We start from the raw sequence: 19,904 nt of genomic DNA on the forward strand, positions 1-19,904 counted from the left end.
AAAATAAGCAGGAGTTTAGTTTGTCACAACAGTATATAGAAACTGGAAACTAAATTCTTCTCAAAGTCAAATAAATAGGTGGTGTACGATGGCTGTTCTGCAACTAGAAGACGGTACGACATACAGCGATATTTGCGCGATCGCCAGCCAACTGGCTATTTTAAATATTGAGGTCGATCGCCTGCTAACGAAAAAAAATCCTGCGGTTCAAGAAATTCTCATCCAAGACATTCTCAGCGTAACAGAAAAACAGCAGATTCTCTCAGCATTTAACAGTAAGTTTGAACAGTTAAAGCGCACAAGCGGATGTCAGTGGTGCGACTTAAAAGTGCTGCATCCCGGTTCGCCGCAAATTTACCCACTCATGACTCAAAGCGATCGCACTCACACCCACGCAGATGCAGAAGTTCTTCATGTGTTAGCTGGCGAATGTGTTTTTGGATTTGTGTATCCTAACGGATCTCAGGTACAATTAATGTTACAAGCTGAAGAATACATAAAAGTGCCATCCAATACCGAACATTGGTTTTATTTAACTCCGTTGCTTTACTTGAAAGCTGTGCAGTATTACACCACCGCTCAAGGTTGGGTTCCTCAGTATACTAACCGGAAACTCAAAATTAGAAATTAAATCAGATATCGGACGGCGATTGAAATCGCTGCTATACAAGCGATGTCCGCCTCCGCGGACTAATAAGAAATAATGACAATACTCGGCGATTGAAATCGCTGCTATACAAACGATGTCCGCCTCCGCGGACTAAGAAATTAAGGATTAAATGCTGTCTGCAGCAGTTAGAGTGAAAGATGATATCAAATCCGTTAGAATCGGAATAGTAAATTAACAGTTAACTGTTAACTGTTAACTGTTAACATCATGAGGAGTGCAACCGGAATTAATATGAGGTATCGATCGCTCCCTCAATCTCAAATCTCAAATTGACTAACTTTTAACCTTATTGAAAAAAGCTATAATTCAGTGGTTATGGTGATTTCAATTTCTTCGCAGCGCTGCAATAACGCTTCTATTTCCTGAGCGAGCAAAATTACTTCCGGCCAAGAAGAACCGTTGATTAAATCTTGGGCGTGAGCTAATTTGTTTCTCAATGCTTCTGCTGACTTTAAAAAACGCTCTCCGTAACGCTTGGATTTGAGCCCCAGCCGATCGATTATTTCGGCATTCGTCAGGATTAAATCTCGCTTGTCGCAGAATTGCAGGTAATCGATTAAGTCAATTGCTTCATTTCGCGATCGCCCCAATCCCCAAAGATGTTTAGCCGCTAAAATACGATCGCCCTTAAGCGAATTTTGCCACGAATCTTGGGGAAAATAGATCCGCACAATCCGCAATAAATTCATTTCTAGCAGCGTCACCAACCCAAACAGCAACATCCGCACCGGTGCTTTTTGCAAATCGCCACAGGTGACAATCCCGTTGATGCGGTTGCTTTCCAATACAAACAATCTCGGTTTTTCTCGCAGTAGCGGCAACAATTCCATCAGGGGAGTCGCGGCGGCGATTAACTGCGACGGGTGGAAAATTTGCTGGTAGTCGCTACATTTACCTGTGATTAAGTGCGATCGTTCTATATAACCGCAAACAGTCCCGTTTTCTTCGATCCCCAGCACATCAAAATCCCTGGCCTCCATCCACGATCGCAATTTGGCTGCATCTTCGTCAGCGGGGACAGACTTTAGCGGTTCCGCCAGATATTTAACAGTAATGCTGTCTTTGAATAAATCCCGCAAGTCGGCGGAACTTGATTTTAAATGTTTCATCTATTTTAAATTGCACAAAAAATTATCATTGTCGATCGCCTCCTCAATTGGGAAACTTCCGTCTTTCAACTAATTTATTTATTTGCTAATTCCGGGCAATAATGGTTAGCTGCAAGAGTGGTAATAATATCGGCATCAGCCAGAAAACTTTCTTTGACATTTGGATTTTCGATGCTGAGAGATTGTCCGATCGCCCTTAATTTAACTTCCGCCAAAGAAAGTCCCGATTTTGCATCCGCACACATTTTTTTAGCTGCGGCAATTTTTCTACCGGGGGTTCTTTGGATTGCTTGCAGTAAATTGCCGGTTGCTTCTGGAGAGTAGCTTTTTGCTAAGCGTTTGTAGTCTTCAATAAATTTCCCATCGTTTCCTGTAAGTTGAATAGATTCTTCAGGCGAACACAACTGATTTAAGTTAATCACTTCTCCCGCTGAGTTAACCAAAAAACATCCTTCGTGTTCTTGGGCGATCGCGCTTTTGTCGCTAGGTACAAATTGTATAATAACGGCGCACATCACAGCAGTTAAGCGCCAGTAATTTAGCATAGCATTCACCTTATTTAGTTGGAATTTTAAACCGCTTAAGGACTAAAGTCCTTACTACGAACCTAAATTCAGTTTGTAGTGAAAACGACCGTCCGCAAAACCGCCCGGACTCGCATTCCTTACTACAAACCGAATTGTCGATATCAAACAAGCATTTCATTATTTAGGGAACTTTTCATTAACAGCAAACATCCCCCTTCACTGAGCGGCGAATGTATGGAACCGGGAACGGAATGAATGTAATCGCCTTGATGACAAACTTCCCCTTCTACAATTAAATCTCCTTCTAATACAAAGACTTCTTCCGATGCCGCGTGTCGGTGCAGCGGAAAACTTGCCCCCGGTTCCAGTCGCATCAAGCAGGTGATTTCGCGCTTTTTCTTATCAAAAGAAAGCTTGCCGATCCAAACTCCGGGAACTCCATAAGGTTTCCATTTGACATCGCCCGATCGCACAATTAAAGAGCGAGTATTATTCTCAGTTTTCTCGGTAACAATTGGCGGTAAATTGACTAATTCTGCCGGAGTAGGCGGCAGTTCGGCTATACGCTGCAACAGGCGGTTTTTCAGGTCGGCGGCGACGGGAACTGGAGGGGCTGTGTAGGCGATCGCAGAAATTGCTGATTCCAAGGCCACCCGTTCGCTTTCCAGTTCTGGCGATTTCTCCAATTTCTCTGCAAGTGCGCGACTTTCTGACTCGTCGAGCGTATCGAGAACTTGAAAAGCTGCAAGCATATTAAACTCCTCATCGGGCATCATTTCCATTTTAGATTTTAGATTTTAGATTTGCGATTTTAGAGTGGTTTTTCCGCACTAAATATCGAAAATTGGAGATGCCATAATTTTCGATTGATGTTAGACAATTTAACTTGTGTTTGTTTGACAACCTAAATATCTTCACTCAAAGCTTGACGCAATTTAGAAAGACCCAAACGAATTCTGGTTTTGATTGTACCTGTCGGAATACCAATTTTAGTCGCGATCGCCGCACAAGTCAGTCCTTGGTAGTAGGCGAGTTCGATCGCAATTCGCTGTTCTGCTGGCAATTTTTCTAGCGCTGCTTTGACTCGTTCCCTGCGTTCTTCGATTATTGCATCTTCCATCGGTTCTGGAAGGCTCGAAGAAGGAATTTTTGCATCTTCCAGACAAGCTTCGGCCGCCCGGCCTGTTCGCTGCAAAACTCTGAGCCTATCGAGGGAACGACTGCGGGTAAGCATGAACAACCATGTATCCGCTCGACTGCGAGAAGGATCGTAAGTTGCTGCTTTTTGCCAAATTTGGGAAAAAACATCTAATACCACTTCTTCCGCTTCTTCTACCGAACCCAGGATTTTGTAAGCTAGTGCATAACTTTGGCGACCGTAGCGATCGTAAAATTGAGCTAATGCCGTTTGGTCTTTCCGGGCAATCTGCACTAAAAGCAGCGATTCATCGCTGGACTTCTGGCCTGTCATCTCAGTGTACCTAAAAAATTTTGTTTTGAGTGCACAGATCCAAAATTAAATATTTGGCGTATATCACTATAGAACATAATTGTAAGTCAATTGGGGATGCGATCGTAAGTATGCCTTGAGGGGCTAATTTTGTCATGCTTTAAATTGTCACGCTCCCGATTTATATTGCACTTTTGTCACCTTTTTTGTTAACTTTTCAAACCTAGCAATACGTTCTATGCAAAATGAAGAAATAGCTTTATCTGAAATGTCGAAAACTCGCCATACTTATAATTTGCGATCGCGCCGCGCTGCGCTTGCAGGTGGTGCTATTGCCGGTTTAGCTGGCGCTTTGGGCATTTCGCTGCTTGGGGAAAAGGCGATCGCCGCCACTCCCGATGACAACAAAAATGATGCTGCTATTCTCAACAACGCACTTTTTTACGAACATCAGGCAATTTGGGCCTACACTTTTGCAGCAGGGAAGCTCACAAATACTGATGTTGGCAAAGCAGTCTTAGCCCTAGCACTTCGCAATCAAAACGACCACAAAGAGCACCGAGATCTTCTCGCTTCTGCGGTGAAAAATTTGGGCGCAAATCCCGTGACAGCCGAGTCGAGTTACGACCTTTCATCATACATCAATAAGAAGGAGGGAAATATAGATTCTGATGTAAATATTGCTAAATTAGCCCTGGCTTTAGAGACCGATGCTGCGATCGCCTACACTGTGGAAGCTGCCAAGTTGAAGACTCCGGGTTTGATTACTGCAGGAGCTAGCATCGGCATGGCAGAAGCAGCCCACGCAGCAGCTATTCGCGCTACTTTCAAGGCTTTGGGCATGAATCTGGAAATTGTACCTGCTGCTTTTGTTAGTAGCAACAACCGCAACAGTTGGGTGCTGACGGTCTAGTTTTTAATACTTAATATTTCTGCACAGATCCAAAATTGCCAAACCTTCGTATACTAACTCGTATACTGATAGCACAATAATCGGCAACAGCACCAAAGCCCCACAGGTTTAAAGGTTGAAACCTTTTGCTAAAAAAATACAACCCGCAAGCGTGGGTTATTTGCCATTGATTTGTCCAAAAATCCCATTGAAATAAAGGTGCTAACTGTGAAGCTAACAAAAAAGTTTCGTAAAACCATACTAGCTATTGAATTAGCTCTAATTGTTGTATTAACTCCAGGGATAATTGCCGCTTCCGATCACGACGACGGCGAAGTCGATATCAAAGGTCGAACTGTTAATTTAACAGACTTGTACGTATATCGCGAAAAAGACCAAAATTCCAGTGCTGCGGACGGGGATTTAATATTGACAATGAATTCAAATCCTAGGTCTGTAGCGCGCTATCAATATTATTTCAGCACTACAGCGCTCTACCAATTTAACATCTCGCAGGTAGGTGATGTTAATTCTACACCTACTGGACGCGCCGATACTATCTTGCGATTTGCCTTCAGTCCGCCTAACAATCAAGGTATGCAAGCGGTAGCCATAACTGTTATTCGCAACGGCTCGGAAACAACTACTAAAACGACAGTTAATGGTGGACTAATTGCCACAACTCCGCTAAATTCTAATGCTGTTTTGAATACAGTACCTGTGAACGGTTCTAACTTAACTGTATTTGCAGGTTTGCGGGAAGATCCATTTTTCTTTGATGTAGAACAATTTTTCCGAGTCCGCGCTGGGGCTTTGGGCACGGGGGCGAAAGTAGGTTTCAAGCCACCGAATCAAGCGATCGACTTTACAAAAGGTTACAACGTCAATACAATTACCGTCCGCGTTCCGAAAGCGTTTTTGCAAGCAGGAACTGGGGCGAATACTTTTGATGTTTGGTCAACAATTTCGATCCGGGATGGAGTTGGCGGTTTCAAACAATTCGAGCGCTTGGCGAGACCTGCAATTAACGAGGGTTTGGTAGTTACTCCCGCGTTTATGGAGGCATTTAATAGTATTTCTCCGAAATTGGATTTGAGCGCTGCTGCTGCTCCAGTGCGGCAGGAAGCTGTTGCTACTCTGAATGCTGTGGATCTTTTGGACGGTAGCGATAATGTCGATCCAAATGCGATCGCCGGAGCTTTCTTACCCGATGTCATGCGGATCGATACCACAAAACCCAGCGGCTACGGTAGTGCGACAAATGCTCAAGGAAGTTTGATCGGAGGTCGTATGCTGATGGACGATGTTATTGATATCACTCTGGGAGCTTTGGTAGGTTCTCCAGTTGGCGATAATGTTTCATATAACGGAATTCCCGGAAACGCGGCTCAGGGACACAAGCCGTTAGAACCAAATTTTCCTTATTTGGCTTTGCCGAATTAGTTATTGGTTATTGGTTATTGGTTATTGGTTATTGGTTATTGGTTATTGGTTATTAGTAATTAGTTATTAGTTATTAGTTATTAGTTATTAGTAATTGGTAATTAGTGATTGGTGATTGGCTAATGACATATAGCGGTTAGCTCGCGTGGTGAGGATAGCCCTATTGCTCGTTACCAGGCTCTGCCTGGTAATGCAGATCCGGAGGCTCTGCCTCCTTTGAGGAAAGCAACTTATACCAATTTCATAAAGTAGCGCTAGATATTACCCCCCCAACCCCCCCCTTATTAAGGGGGGGCTAAGAATTCATCTATAGCACATCTTTAGAAAAATGGTATTACAGCAGAGAAGACTGTAGGAGGTGTTTAAGTTATTAAGTTTTCGATCCTAAAATACTTTTTTAACAGAGATGAAGGCTGATTAACGGGGATGTATGAAAACTAAAACAGGACAAGTAATAAAATCTGATATTGTTTGGTGGTGGTTATTGATAGCAGTTCCTGTTGTGGGTATTGCTGTTATTAACATTCCCCCAAATCTGCGTTTTATTTCTGATTTATTTGCCGAGAAAACTCCGGCTAATCTTGATGCAAATTACCGCTACCATTTTTTTGAAGCTCTCAGAAATAATCCCAGTCCAAAGGAAGCGATTAAGCAGGAAATTGCTTTTTACCAGCAGCGATTGGCTGTGGATTCTCACAGCGGTTTGAATCGGGCTGCGTTGGCGGGAGTTTATCTGAAAATGGCTCGCGCAACTGGGGAGGGTGGTTGGTTTTTATTGGCGGAACAGGCGACCGAAAGGTCGATCGCCGATTTACCTTTTGACAACAAAGGTGCGCTGTTGGTTTTAGCTCGAATTGCTGAAGCGAGACACGATTTTGCTAGTGCTTTGCGCTTGGCTAAACAGGTGGGTTTTAATAATGAAGATGCGATCGCCCTTTCGGTTACATCTAACTTGGCGATGGGAAAAGTTAGTGAGGCAAACACAGCCGCAGAAACCTTAGTTAATCGGATTCCTAACTTGGGCTCTCTGACATTAAGAGCGTTAGTGAGAGAGGCGCAGGGCCGAGATGCTGAGGTTTTGCAGGATTACCGACAAGCAATGGTGGCGGAGGAACCCGGAGAGATTGCGGGATCGGCGCGGGTCCGATCGCTCTTGGGTCGATTTTACGCGCGTCGCGGGCAGTTTGTGCAGGCGAAAGCGCTGTTTTTGGAATCGCTGCGGTTGGTGCCTCGAAACCCGCTAGCGCTGATTTATTTGGCGGATTTGGAAACCAACCAGGGCAATTATCGGGAAGCGGAGGCTAGTTACAGTAAGGTTTCTGCCTATGCTGGCGGTGCTGCGACGGTGTACGATCGCCTTGTGGATCGCGGTATGGCGAGGGTGAAGGAGTTGCAGGGAGATGCGATATCCTCCAAGCGACTGCGCGACAAAGCAGAAGCGGGGCTGCGACAGGAACAGGCTTCTGGATCTCGCGGTTTCGGACACCGGCGCGATTTGGCGAGTTTGCTGTTGGAAAAAGGTCGATCGCAGGATGTCGCCGAAGCGCTGCTGTTAATGCAGGATGAGGTAAAAATCCGCAGGGATGCTGTGACGTTGGATATTTACGCCAAGGCGCTTTCTAGCACTGGGGAATGGCAAAAAGCCGATCGGGTGATGGCCGAAATAATGCGATCGGGCATTCGCGATGCGGGTATTTTTTACCGGGCTGGTGCGATCGCCCGCACATTAGGTAAAGATGCTGAATCTCGCGCTTATTTTCAAAAGGCTAAAGAAACAGATCCGAGTTTTGACGGGCGTGAGGGCAAAACATTAGGTTTAGGAAGTTTTGAATTTTAACTAATAACGAGTACCTACTACAAAATCTCAAGCTATTAGTCAGGGAATAAATCCCCCGATCGCCTCCTGAAAAACCCACAATATTTCACAAAATCAAGTTGTTTTAAAATTTAAAAATATGCCCAAAAAGTTACGTAAATCCTACAAATACCTCATTCTTTTATCCCTCACCCTATTACTATTTCTCACAACATCAACCAAACCAGTTTACTCGCACTGGTCAGACTTATCCGTCGCAGAAATAATCGTCAACGATTTCCAAACCGAAGTAACATTAACCTTTCCAACCGGCTTAACAAAATTCGCCGACGACAATCGGGACGGCCAGCTACAAGCAGCCGAAGTTCGCAGCCACAAAAAAGAACTAGAAAAGTTTTTAAGCCAACAAATTCGCATCACCAACAGCAGCAAACTTCAAGGTTCATTAACAGTAAATCCGCTAGAAATAGCAGCTAAAATAGCCAGCTCGATCCAGCAGCCAAATACCCACAGCACCTTAATCTTAAACTACACCTGGCCCGCTTCTAAGGTAATTTCAAAACACGAGAAATTGCGGATTAACTACAATCTATTTTTACCCGGAGTGGCCACAGCTAGCTGTCAAGCTACGATAGTGGAAGCCGGTGCTGTCAAAAGCTTTGTATTTACACCCCAAAACCGGGAGTTTTTGTTAACAGGAAATGAATCTATCTGGGATACAGGTTGGAGTTTGCTGCTAGCAGTAGCCGGAGCATTTGTCTGGGGATGCGTGCACGCCATGTCGCCCGGACATGGAAAAACCATAGTCGGCGCTTATTTGGTAGGTTCGCGGGCCACTCCGATGCACGCCTTATTTTTAGCAGCAACAACCACAATAACTCACACTGCGGGCGTGTTTGCAGTCGGCGGAATTACTCTTTTCGCTTCCAACTTAATCGAACCAGAAAAACTCGATCCTTGGCTGAGTTTAATCTCAGGCTTATTAGTAGCAGTCATCGGCTTTAAGTTACTTTCCGAAAGAATCAAAACCAGGTTAGTAACGGGGACGACAGTCCGCAAAAAATCAAAAAATCAAATTCTTACCACGATCAGCTTAAATAAATTCCTAGAAAAAATCAGGTTCGTAGTGAGGAGTTTAGTTCGCAAAAAAAACAGGACTGTCGTCCTGAATACGAACCTTGAAGAACCAGTAAATCTGCTCAATAGAGGAACTTGGGAAAGAGAATTTAAGCCAGTAAAATCAGATATCTCTCAGCACTACCACCATCACGGAGACGGGCGCTTGCACTCACATTTGCCCCCCGGTGCTGACGGCGATCCAATTACTTGGAAAAGCTTATTATTGTTGGGAATTTCGGGGGGATTGTTGCCTTGTCCTTCTGCTTTGGTGATGCTGTTGAGCGCGTCTGCTTTGGGGAATGTAGGTTTGGGAATGGGGCTAGTGGTAGCCTTTAGTTTGGGATTGGCTTTGGTGCTGAGCGCGATCGGATTAATCTTAGTTTATGCGAAACGGAATTTTGATAAGCTACCAAAACAGATAACAGCCGTGAAGTTTCTGCCGGCTTTGAGCGCGATGTTAGTGATGTTTTTGGGATTGGGAATTTCGGGACAAGCAATGTGGAAAATATTGGCGGCGAATCAATGGGTAGCTGGCGGATAATACAATTTTAGATCCTAGGTTGCGTCAGTTGTGATGATTTTGTAATCTGATGTCCGGTCAATTACCATAACAAGGTGCGCGCGTGCGGACAATATCGCGCAATAGGTGGCGGACTTCAGTCCTCACTACGAACCTATTTTATCGTTGTCAATCTACCAGACGCGATATGAACAATCAAAAATCTCTCTGCTGATTCATATCGTTTCCGGTTGCATCGGAATGAGGTTAACAGTCAACAGTCAACAGTCAACAGTCAACAGTTAACAGTCAACAGTTAACAGTGAATTTACTATTCCGGTGAAGAGAGGATTTGATATCAATTGACCAACTAATATTAGTTCCAACCCTACAAAATCGCGAGATTTAACTAATTTGGCAGAAATTTTTTGCCCGTAATAGCATTGAAATGGGTAGGAAATTCCTACCCATTCAAGATTCAGGTCGCAGTATGTTTATTAATAATTTTGGCTAAATCCGGTATGCCATTTTCTACGTAAGTCTTAGCTGATGGGCGGAGTTTGGCATAGGCACCTTTAACAACTGCTCTTGTGCTGTTATCGGCTTTTTTGTCACTGATTTGGAGCAATTGGTTTGCTACTTCAGCTTTTCTTTCAGCAAAATATTCTACTGGGTTGCCATTGTTTACGGCTTCAGTCCACATGGGGTCGAGTGCGATCGAGATTTCTGGCAGAATTTGATCGACGACTTGAGCGCAATAGTCAGCCCGTATCCCTTTGACAGTAGAGTAGGCGGCTTTCAGAGCCAAACCGCCCAATCCCGGCGCTGCTGCAACTTGTTTCTCTATCAACTGTACGCAGTCATCAACAAAATTGTCTCTGTTGTTTTCATTCAATAAAATATCGCTAAGTGCCATTTTTGCTCTCCTTGATTTAACAGTGAATGTGTTTATTAGCTTCAAGTTCCTTCAGAAAATTATATATCTATTTCGATCCTTTACTGAAGTTTGCACAAGCATTTTAAGCCTTGAGTGTTGATAACTGGCAACCTAATGTAAGATTTGTCTGAGGTTGTGGCAATTAAGATGCGATCGGCTATTCCTGATTTACCTACTGTTCGATCGCTGGAAACGCAAATCCTGATTAACTGATAACCTGGACTGAAGTCTGAAGGATAAATTCTCAAAACTAAAATACAAAACACAACAGCTTGCCAAAAATATGAGAGAGAGGCTGTGCCTTTAGTTCGATCGCACTTGCACCTCTCATTTTTCGCCTCTGAATTAGGATTCGACGTTCTGCTGTGCGGACAAAGGTGCTCCAACCTGGGGCAGTTGTATGGTTTGTGTCGGCAGCTCGCTCGATCGCAATACAAGATTTTTCGGTAGCTTGGAGGCAGTGCCGACTCCAGCAAAAATTTGAAGCGATAAGGTTAAAGCCGCAGCTAACAACAATTTTTCTAACATGACACTACCTCCAATATCTATGCCCCTAGGCATAATTCCTCCGACACCTATACCCTACAGAACATCTTCTACCGTAAGTGCGATCGTACCGGCATAGTTAAGTGACACGCATCACTACCGAGTAGGGGGTGAGACCAAGAAGGGGTGAGAAGCGCTTCGACTTCGCTCCGAGGGTAAAGAGGTAGAGATTGGGAAAGTAGGGAAAATCTTCACGCTTGAGCTTTACGGTCAACATCCACCCGTTAAATCCTTTAAATCCGTTAAATCCAGGACACTAATCCGCTGCCGAACTTGCTTCCAAATAGATAATTGGTCTACAGAAAGAAGCCGTTGAGTGTCTCACAAAGGTAGAATTAGCGCGTAGAAGTTATTTGACAAAGCGGAGGTACCGACAAGATGCTTGCATACATTCTGGCGTTAGCGGTCGGTCTAGGCAGCTTCAGTATTTACATGGCGGCCTTCTTTTTTCCAGAAGTTCACCGCAAAAGTGATTTTACCTGGAGCGGGGTAGGACTTTTTTATGCGTTAATTTTATGGACTTGTGCGGGGCGAATTACTGGTGCTCTCCTGCTGGGTCAAATGGCGGGCGTAGCTATGTTGGGCTGGTTGGCTTGGGAAACCCTGACTTTACGCAGGCTGGTGACACCCGTCGCTCAGCAAACGCCGATTCCCGTGCCGGCGAATTTGGCCGGGGCGATGGGCGGGCCGCTATCGGGTTTGTTTGGTAAAAAACCAGAACCCGCAGGGAAAAAACCTAAGTTTGTTCGATCGCCCAAACCGAAAACTGATGTAGTTCCAGCACCCGCTGTGAATCCGACTGAGGTCAAGGTAAAAGAACAACCGGCAACTCCCTCAATCGCTGAAGAAATTGCCCAAAGCGCGATCGGGTCTGACTTAACCATTCCCCAAGACAAAACACCTGCAATTGCAGAAATACCAGTATTTTCCGTGGAAACTCCTGCTGTTGAGACTTCACCAGACCCAGCAGAATCAGCCACCAGCTTCACTCCTCTACCTCTACCTATAGAATTTTCAGAAATTGCCGCCCCAGCAACTGTGGAGCCAGCAGAGGCTAAGCCAGAGCCTCAACTGCAGCCTGAAACAGACGATTTTGAGGAGATTTGGAGGGCGAAGGCTAAAGAGTCCGAGTCTGTTGTTAGTTCGACAGCCTCAACGGTGACACCAACGGCGACACCAACGGCGACACCAACGGCCAACTCAACTCCAGCCAAAACAGCTAAAAAATCCGGCGGTTTCGCAAGTCTGTTCGGCAATATCAAAAATAGTATCGGCGATATCTTGGGACGGGGTGCGAGTAAAAACAAGTCTGATAAAAATACTCCGGCGACAACAGCCAAAAAGACTCCCGATCCGATCGCGTCCGATCAAAATACTCCGGCGACAACAGCGCAAAAAACTTCCGATCCGATCGCGCCGGAACCTAAAATAACAACAATTCCTACACCGGATATCGATCGGGTTCTCGAATCTGAATTAGCCGAAGTCGCGCAAGAAGTGAAAGCCGAAACCAGCAACACAGCCGTTGAAACCAGCCAAGCAGTGCCATTTCCCACCGATTTAGAAGCAATGGCCGAGTTGATGGTGGCCGAAGCCGCGAGTGTTCCCAAAATAGAGGAAACTCCAATTTTAGACACAGCCTCCCCTGAAACTCAGACAGCGCCGTTGATTCCAGAAACAGCGGAGACAGCAGTGGATGAAGCGGAAACAGCCTCCGGCGTAACGGAAGCAGAAGCCCCTGCTGTATCTATAGAAATGACTGTGGTGGAAGTGGCGGAGCCTGTAGAGGTAGAAATACCGGGAGAACCGGGGTTGAGCGTGCAAGTGGAAACGATTTCAGTATCAAAAATCTCGATCGAATCCACAGAAGAAAAACCATCTTCCCAGGAAGAACCACCGGAATTGATTCGCCCAAATCCCCCCGCTTCCGAGCCAGTCGAAGCTCCTAAACCGCCCGTAGAATCAAAATTTGAGAATATATCCGGCGAAGATCAGCCATCATCTTAAGCCAAAAAGCCAAAGGTAGAAACCAGAATTTTTTTGATTCTGGTTTCTACTTTTTGCTTTTAAGACTTATATCATGTCCGGTAAATTACCATAGCAAAAACAGAATAGGGCATACCTCACCACGCGCTCGAACCGCTATAACACTTGGGGAATGCAGGTTTACCTCGGTTGCAGACTTGCATTCCACACATATCAAATTTTAGATCGGTCGATCGCTCGGACAGGAAGTTACCCGCAGGTAGCAAGAAACCGGGTTTTTTCCCGACAATATCTCGCACTCACCCCCAACTTCAGTAAAAAAGCTGGTTTCTAGGAGTCAGGGTGCGATCGCGAACTGATACTATTTTTTTAAAGATGTGTTGATGAAGTCCTAGCCCTCCCGAAGTTTTGGGGGGTTGGGGGATGAGGTGTAGCGCTACTTTATCAAATTGCTGTCAGGAACCTCAGCCCTGACGGCGTGAGGCTTGAAAGAGAAATCTCGAAAGCCATCCTGTCCAGCCTAAGTCTTAACTGACTACGTTTTTTGAGTCACGACACCCTGGGATGCGTAGCTAGTCCCCCGCCCTGTCGCTAGTGGTTAAACAGTTTCCAGGTAACAGAAACAGTGCTGCTAGCTCAACAAGCACGCCAAACTTTGACCGACAAGCTAACTTTACCCCAGAAATGGGAGTTTGAGGCAACCATACCTCATCGGAGAGGTTAATTAAATTCCCTCTCCACCCCGCGAGGGGATTTAAATCGATGTAAAGCCGTCCTAGAAGGACGGGGTTTCTACCCATTATTTTGATGACTTCTTCCCTCTTCCCTCGAACCTCTTCCCTCGAACCTCTTCCCTCGAACCTATTCCTCCTCCCCTGAATATTATGAAAGCAATTATGGTCGTGGGAACAACATCTCACGCAGGAAAATCTTTACTCGTTTCAGCATTGTGTCGCATCTTTTCTCGATCGGGCTGGCGGGTAACTCCGTTTAAAGGTCAGAATATGGCACTGAATTCCTATGTCACAGCCAGCGGCGGAGAGATTGGCTACGCTCAAGCAGTACAAGCTTGGGCTGCGGGCGTGGCACCTTGGGTAGAAATGAATCCGATTTTGCTCAAGCCGCAAGGAGATATGACTTCTCAATTGATTGTCAAGGGCCGGGCGATCGCCAACGTGCGAGCATCTCAATATTACGAAAAATATTTCGATTTAGGCTGGCAAGCGATTCGGGAATCCTTAGAATTTCTCAGACAAGAATTTGACATGGTTGTTTGTGAAGGAGCCGGCAGCCCTGCTGAGATTAATCTCAAACACCGCGATTTAACAAATATGCGAGTGGCGAAACATTTAAATGCTCGGACTTTGTTAGTCGTTGATATCGATCGCGGCGGCGCTTTCGCTCACATCATCGGTACTTTGGAATTGCTCGATCCCGACGAACGGGCTTTAATTAAAGGATTCATTATTAATAAGTTCCGAGGACAAAAATCGATTTTAGATCCGGGGCTGACTTGGCTGGAAGAAAGAACCGGAATCCCGGTAGTTGGGGTGATTCCTTGGATAGACGAAGTGTTTCCCTCCGAGGATTCTCTCGATTTGCTCGATCGGCGTTCTCCCAACACTCAAACCGACCTAAATATTTCCATCATCCGCTTGCCCCGAATTTCCAATTTTACAGACTTCGACCCCCTAGAGTCGGAAACTACCGTCACCGTCAAATACGTTAGCCCAAAAGACCAGTTAGGCCATCCAGATGCCGTGATTTTACCGGGTTCTAAAACCACAATTTCCGATTTACAGGTGCTGCGCCAAACAGGTATGGCAAAAGCTATTCAAAATTACTTAGTAGCTGGCGGTACAGTCATGGGAATTTGCGGCGGCTTTCAGATGCTGGGAAAAAGTATCAGCGATAAACAAGGACTGGAGGGACAACAGGGAGAATTTGAAGGATTGGGATTGCTACCGTTAAAAACTGCGATCGCCCCCGACAAAATTGCCCGCCAGCGTCTCGTAACATCTAACTATCCTCAACCGGGTTTACCAGTTTCAGGTTACGAAATTCACCAAGGAAGAACGCAAATGCTACAGTCAGATTTGACTCAACCGCTATTTGACGATTTGACTTTAGGAATTGTCAACACTGCTCAATCAGTTTGGGGCACATACCTGCACGGCATCTTTGATAATGGAGCTTGGCGGCGAGCTTGGTTAAATCACCTGCGCCAACAGCGGGGACTTCGTGCATTACCTACAGGTATTCCGAATTACCGAGAGCACCGAGAAGCTCTGTTAGAGACTTTAGCGGATACAGTGGAAAAGCATTTAGATATCAAGCAAATTTTAGGTTAATTAGTTAACTGTTGACTGTTGACTGTTAACTGTTAACTGTTGTTTGTTAGAGTTGAGGTTAAAATTTAATGACAAAAGTTTGCTTTTTGCCGGATAATGTGACAGTAGAAGCAGAACCGGGAGAGCTTTTGCTAGATGTAGCAAAACGTGCGGGGGTTTCCATTCCTACAGGCTGTTTGATGGGCTCTTGTCACGCTTGCGAAGTAGAAATTGACGGCGGCGAGACGATTTGTGCTTGTATTTCCGGCATCCCTTCCGGGAAAAAGCAAGTAACAATTAATTTGTATGTTGACCCTGCTTGGTAATTAGGCCATTGGTAATTAGGCAGTTGGCAGTTGGCAGTTGGTAGGGGCGGTGCCCCCGTGCCCGCCCTCTTGCTCGTTGCTCGTTACCAGGCTCTGCCTGGTAATGCAGATCCGGAGGCTCTGCCTCCTTTGAGCAAGGCAACTTACAGGAGAGAGGACTGTAAAAGGTATTTAAGTTATTAAGTTTTCGATCCTTAGTTGACAGAAAAGCAGCTAATACCAATTTGATAAAGTAGCGCTAGATCTTACCCCCCCAACCCCCCCTTATTAAGGGGGGGCTAAGACTTTATCCATAGCACATATGAAAGAAAAATGGTATAACAATCTCCCAGACTTTATTCCAAACCTTTAATTATTTTGCCATTGTTGCTGTTTTTTTCGAGCAGATTGCAGCCATTTTTGAGATTCGGGATAAACAGTTGTTCCGGCTTTGACGGATTCTAATTGATTGATAATTTGTTGCAACTGGCCCAGAGAGTTACCGGAATTTTGACTGGGAGAATTCACATTGTTTTGCAAGTTGGCAAACAATGTTTTAGCTTCTTGCAAAGCTTTTGCAGACTCTTTTTCGGATTGCAGTCTAATCTGAGCAATCCCTAAATTTTTCTGATATTCAGCGAGTTTAGTTTGAGCGTCGAGATAGCCCGGATTATCGACAGGAACCATTTTTAATCGGTTAACTCCTTCTTCCCACAATCCTGCTATTTGTTCCCACTCGGCGGCTGGATGCGGCGGTTTTTGGGAAGCGACGGCGGCGGAAAGAGCAAATTCTTTGGCTGCTTCGATTAAGTTGTCGGCGCGCGCGGAACCGGTGGCGATTCCTCCCATTGCTTGAAAGTCTCTTTCTGCTGCTTGGAGTTTTTGCTTAGCCGTTTTTCCGGCGAGGGTGTCGGCGGGAATTTGATTGAGTCGATCGATCGCACTTTGCCAATTTCCACTCGCTGTTTGCCTCTCAGTTGCCGTTTTTCCTTTCTGGTACTCCTGTTTCGCCGCATTGAGACTTTCTTCGGCTCGATTTAACTCAGTAAAAGCATTTTTTTGCTGGAAAATTTGAGCATCCATCCGCCCGATATTTTTACGGGCTGCTTGAAATTCATCGAATGTAAAGCGCCAAGTGCAGCGGAAAAAAGAGCAGTACCTCTTTGGATAATAGCCGAGAAACCACACAGGTAAAGAGTCTAGATGTTTTTGAGCTTGTTTTGCTTTAGTTTCGCCCAAGTCAAAATCTGCCGCAGCAGTCGCTTTGTTAACCAGTTGATCGGATTGTTCCACAAGGGCGATCGCCTCTCGGTAATTATAATCCATACTCATAAAACTCGGCAGCAATAATACCGGCATTGTCTTCGCCACGGGCCAGCGAATCATGGGAAAAGGTAAGTTAATCAACCAAATTATGCCCGCACCAGCGCCCAGCAAACCGCCAGCAAAGATGATTTTATTAAATAATCCGGGCGCGCGGTTGGCTTTGACAGCAGCTTTGAGAGCTTGTTCGCTGAAGTTGGGAAATTCGTCTTTGAAGGTATCGCGAATTTCTTCTTTTGATGCGAAAGTTCCCTCTTGCGATCGCAATTTCTCCAACCGCTTGATTACCATCCCCCGGTACACCGAGCCCGCTATAGCATCACCAGCCGCGCACTTGTCAACTTCCGCCCGTAAAATGTCAAAAGCTCGATCGGTAAGACGCCCCATAAAACTCACCTATTCCTTTTGATTATTCTACAATTTGTCAGCCGAAATAATTGTTAAAATATATAAATTACACCTAAAACATCTCAATTAATTTCAGCTCAAATGCTTTAATTATCTAATTTTGTCAGGAGTTACGCATAAAACTAAAGAAACCGGGTTTTTTACTCGATTTGTCGGCTAAAACGCAGGATTTTAGTAAAAAAAAACCAATTTTTGACCGCCCGCGCGTCCAGGACTATATCTAAATAAATATTGAAGGCTGTTGAAAGTGTTGCCGACTTCCGAACCGCGTCTCAAGCCCTGGGTTTCCGTCTCGTTTTCCGGCGAGCAATTATACCGCACTTTAGGCGATCGCCCTTTCTCCCATACCACAAAAATAGACTTTTTTTAGAACGATCGAGCAATTAGAGCCGCCATCAATTGTATCAACTACAATCGAAGAGGAATTATATATCCATCCTAAACACTTGGCGATCGCACTCACACAGCAAAGAAACCGGGTTTTTTAGGAAATCTCTGGCTTTGTGGAAAGTATTGTTGTGAAAAACCCGGTTTCTGACAGCCGCGATTAAATCTAAAATTCGATCGCACTCACGCACCCAAAAAACCGGGTTTTTCAGGAATTTTTGGCTTTGTAGGAACTATTTTGCTAAAAAACCCGGTTTCTGCCTACCCTGCGTCCAAAATCTCAAATCTAAAATCTAAAATCCCAAATCTAAAATTCGATCGCCCATTCAAACCTAAAATCTTCCCAATGACTAAATTTAATTAAAATTTGTTAAGATTAACTCGACCTCAGCGCCGGTATTCCATCCGCCGCTAAACCAGCCCTTCCCCAGTCTCGATAATAATGCTGCGACTCGAACACATCAGTAAAATTTACCCCACAGGCGTCGTACTCAAAGATGTCACCTGGGAAGTCAAACCGGGCGATCGCATCGGCTTAGTAGGCGTAAACGGTGCCGGCAAATCCACCCAACTCAAAATCATCGCCGGCGAAATCGAACCCACCTCCGGTGAAGTCATTCGCCCCGCCAGCCTCCACATCGCCTACCTCTCCCAAGAATTTGAAATCGATCCCACCCGCACAGTCAAAGAAGAATTTTGGCGCGCCTTCAGCGAAGCCAACGAAGTTCACGAATCTTTGATGCAAGTCCACCGAGACTTGGAAAACTCCAACCCAGAAAATCTCGACCAACTGATCAACAAAATGGATCGGTTGCAACGGCAATTTGAAGGCTTAAACGGCTACGGTTTAGAAGCCCAAATCGAGAAAATTCTGCCCGAAATCGGATTTGAGATGGAAGATGGCGATCGATTAGTCAGCGCCTTCAGCGGCGGCTGGCAAATGCGGATGAGTTTGGGCAAAATTCTCCTCCAAAAACCCGACATCCTGCTGCTAGACGAACCTACCAACCACCTCGACTTAGAAACGATCGAATGGCTGGAAGTATACCTCAAAGGGCTGACAACCCCGATGGTAATCGTATCCCATGACCGCGAATTTCTCGATCGGCTTTGTACCCAAATCGTCGAAACCGAACGCGGCGTTTCCAGCACCTACCTCGGCAACTACTCATCCTACCTGCAACAAAAAGCAGAAGCCAGAGAAGCCCAACTCAGCGCCTACGAAAGCCAGCAAAAAGAACTAGAAAAACAGCAAGCCTTCGTTGAAAAATTCCGCGCCAGCGCCACGCGCAGCACCCAAGCCAAAAGCCGCGAAAAACAATTAGACAAAATCGAACGCATCGAAGCCCCCACCGGCGGCTTAAAAACCCTGCATTTCCGCTTTCCCCCCGCCCCCCGCAGCGGCCGGGAAGTCGCCATAATTGAAAACTTGGTGCACACCTACGGCGAAAAAATCCTATTTTTGGGAGCAGACTTATTAATTGAAAGAGGCGATCGCATAGCATTTCTCGGCCCCAACGGCGCAGGCAAATCAACCCTATTGCGCCTGATTATGGGTTTAGAACAACCAACTGAAGGCACAGTCAAAATGGGAGGCCACAACGTCATCCCCGGTTACTTTGAACAGAATCAAGCTGAAGCCTTAGACTTGAATAAAAGCGTGATGCAAACCATTCACGACGAAGTACCCGACTGGAAAAATGAAGAAGTTCGCACCTTATTGGGGCGGTTCTTATTTACCGGCGAAACAGTATTCAAACACGTCGGCGCTCTCAGCGGCGGAGAAAAAGCCCGTCTAGCTTTAGCAAAGATGCTGCTGGAACCCGTGAACTTACTAATTTTGGACGAACCGACAAATCACCTCGACATTCCCGCCAAGGAGATGATGGAAGAGGCAATTCAGAACTACGACGGCACCGTAATCATCGTTTCGCACGATCGCTATTTTATTTCCCAAGTCGCCAACAAAATAGTAGAAGTTAGAGACGGAGAGTTTCGGACTTATCTGGGAGATTACCATTACTACCTCGATAAAATAACCGAAGAAAAAGAACAAGCCAAGTCAGCAAAACTTGAAGCAGAGAAAACGGCTAAAAAAGCAGAAAAAGAAGCCAAGAAAAAAGCCGCAGCCAAACAAAAGTAAGTAATCTCATGTCC

16 protein-coding genes are annotated in these 19,904 nt (G+C 45.4%); 9 read left to right on the forward strand and 7 right to left on the reverse strand.

The genetic code is table 11. The features are described from left to right. The first annotated feature begins 88 nt into the window (after positions 1–88). A complete protein-coding gene (locus QUB13_RS19425; protein ID WP_333118232.1) occupies positions 89–631 on the forward strand; it encodes an acireductone dioxygenase in 543 nt (180 codons plus the stop codon). Between the two features lie 338 nt (positions 632–969). On the opposite strand, the gene QUB13_RS19430 is transcribed toward QUB13_RS19425, so the two are convergent. The 4 genes from QUB13_RS19430 to QUB13_RS19445 form a co-directional block, all read right to left on the reverse strand. Next, entirely contained in the window at positions 970–1,779 is an 810-nt protein-coding gene (locus QUB13_RS19430; RefSeq protein ID WP_333383585.1) for a hypothetical protein, read from the reverse strand. A 74-nt stretch (positions 1,780–1,853) separates the two neighbouring features. After that, on the reverse strand, positions 1,854–2,324 hold the full coding sequence (locus QUB13_RS19435; RefSeq protein ID WP_333092818.1) for a DUF732 domain-containing protein: 471 nt from the start codon (positions 2,322–2,324) through the stop codon (positions 1,854–1,856). Between the two features lie 143 nt (positions 2,325–2,467). Next, the gene (locus QUB13_RS19440) at positions 2,468–3,088 is read right to left on the reverse strand and encodes a cupin domain-containing protein (RefSeq protein WP_333383589.1); all 621 of its coding nucleotides are present in this window, start codon (positions 3,086–3,088) and stop codon (positions 2,468–2,470) included. A gap of 122 nt (positions 3,089–3,210) precedes the next feature. Further along, complete coding sequence (locus QUB13_RS19445) at positions 3,211–3,777, reverse strand: sigma-70 family RNA polymerase sigma factor (protein ID WP_333118236.1); 567 nt, start codon at positions 3,775–3,777, stop codon at positions 3,211–3,213. A 217-nt stretch (positions 3,778–3,994) separates the two neighbouring features. Between QUB13_RS19445 and QUB13_RS19450 the strand changes: the two genes are divergently transcribed. The 4 genes from QUB13_RS19450 to QUB13_RS19465 all read left to right on the forward strand — a co-directional run bounded on the left by QUB13_RS19450 (position 3,995) and on the right by QUB13_RS19465 (position 9,567). After that, positions 3,995–4,669, forward strand: coding sequence for a DUF4439 domain-containing protein (locus QUB13_RS19450; protein ID WP_333383592.1), 675 nt, complete (start codon positions 3,995–3,997; stop codon positions 4,667–4,669). A gap of 207 nt (positions 4,670–4,876) precedes the next feature. Continuing rightward, positions 4,877–6,091 (forward strand): DUF4331 domain-containing protein, encoded by a 1,215-nt coding sequence (locus QUB13_RS19455; RefSeq protein ID WP_333383595.1) that lies wholly within the window; start codon positions 4,877–4,879, stop codon positions 6,089–6,091. A gap of 430 nt (positions 6,092–6,521) precedes the next feature. Beyond that, positions 6,522–7,928, forward strand: coding sequence for a tetratricopeptide repeat protein (locus tag QUB13_RS19460; RefSeq protein WP_333383598.1), 1,407 nt, complete (start codon positions 6,522–6,524; stop codon positions 7,926–7,928). A gap of 118 nt (positions 7,929–8,046) precedes the next feature. Further along, positions 8,047–9,567, forward strand: coding sequence for a nickel/cobalt transporter (locus QUB13_RS19465; RefSeq protein WP_333383601.1), 1,521 nt, complete (start codon positions 8,047–8,049; stop codon positions 9,565–9,567). A gap of 436 nt (positions 9,568–10,003) precedes the next feature. Here the strand turns inward: QUB13_RS19465 and QUB13_RS19470 are convergent, their stop codons facing one another. Then, the gene (locus tag QUB13_RS19470) at positions 10,004–10,441 is read right to left on the reverse strand and encodes a DUF6918 family protein (protein WP_194011455.1); all 438 of its coding nucleotides are present in this window, start codon (positions 10,439–10,441) and stop codon (positions 10,004–10,006) included. A 366-nt stretch (positions 10,442–10,807) separates the two neighbouring features. Next, positions 10,808–10,990 carry a hypothetical protein gene (locus QUB13_RS19475; protein ID WP_333383606.1) on the reverse strand — a complete coding sequence of 61 codons (183 nt, stop codon included), beginning with the start codon at positions 10,988–10,990 and terminating at the stop codon, positions 10,808–10,810. Between the two features lie 396 nt (positions 10,991–11,386). On the opposite strand from QUB13_RS19475, the gene QUB13_RS19480 reads away from it, so the two are divergent. The 3 genes from QUB13_RS19480 to QUB13_RS19490 all read left to right on the forward strand — a co-directional run bounded on the left by QUB13_RS19480 (position 11,387) and on the right by QUB13_RS19490 (position 15,650). Next, entirely contained in the window at positions 11,387–13,015 is a 1,629-nt protein-coding gene (locus QUB13_RS19480; protein ID WP_333383609.1) for a Ycf66 family protein, read from the forward strand. Between the two features lie 863 nt (positions 13,016–13,878). Beyond that, positions 13,879–15,345, forward strand: coding sequence for a cobyric acid synthase CobQ (cobQ, locus tag QUB13_RS19485; protein ID WP_333383612.1), 1,467 nt, complete (start codon positions 13,879–13,881; stop codon positions 15,343–15,345). A gap of 68 nt (positions 15,346–15,413) precedes the next feature. Then, a complete protein-coding gene (locus tag QUB13_RS19490; protein WP_194068361.1) occupies positions 15,414–15,650 on the forward strand; it encodes a 2Fe-2S iron-sulfur cluster-binding protein in 237 nt (78 codons plus the stop codon). 348 nt (positions 15,651–15,998) lie between these two features. Here the strand turns inward: QUB13_RS19490 and QUB13_RS19495 are convergent, their stop codons facing one another. Next, the gene (locus QUB13_RS19495) at positions 15,999–17,339 is read right to left on the reverse strand and encodes a hypothetical protein (protein ID WP_333383615.1); all 1,341 of its coding nucleotides are present in this window, start codon (positions 17,337–17,339) and stop codon (positions 15,999–16,001) included. A gap of 850 nt (positions 17,340–18,189) precedes the next feature. Between QUB13_RS19495 and QUB13_RS19500 the strand changes: the two genes are divergently transcribed. Then, entirely contained in the window at positions 18,190–19,890 is a 1,701-nt protein-coding gene (locus QUB13_RS19500) for an ABC-F family ATP-binding cassette domain-containing protein (RefSeq protein ID WP_333383618.1), read from the forward strand. Positions 19,891–19,904 lie beyond the last annotated feature (14 nt).

Source organism: Microcoleus sp. B4-D4 (genome assembly GCF_036705185.1).
GTDB lineage: Bacteria > Cyanobacteriota > Cyanobacteriia > Cyanobacteriales > Microcoleaceae > Microcoleus.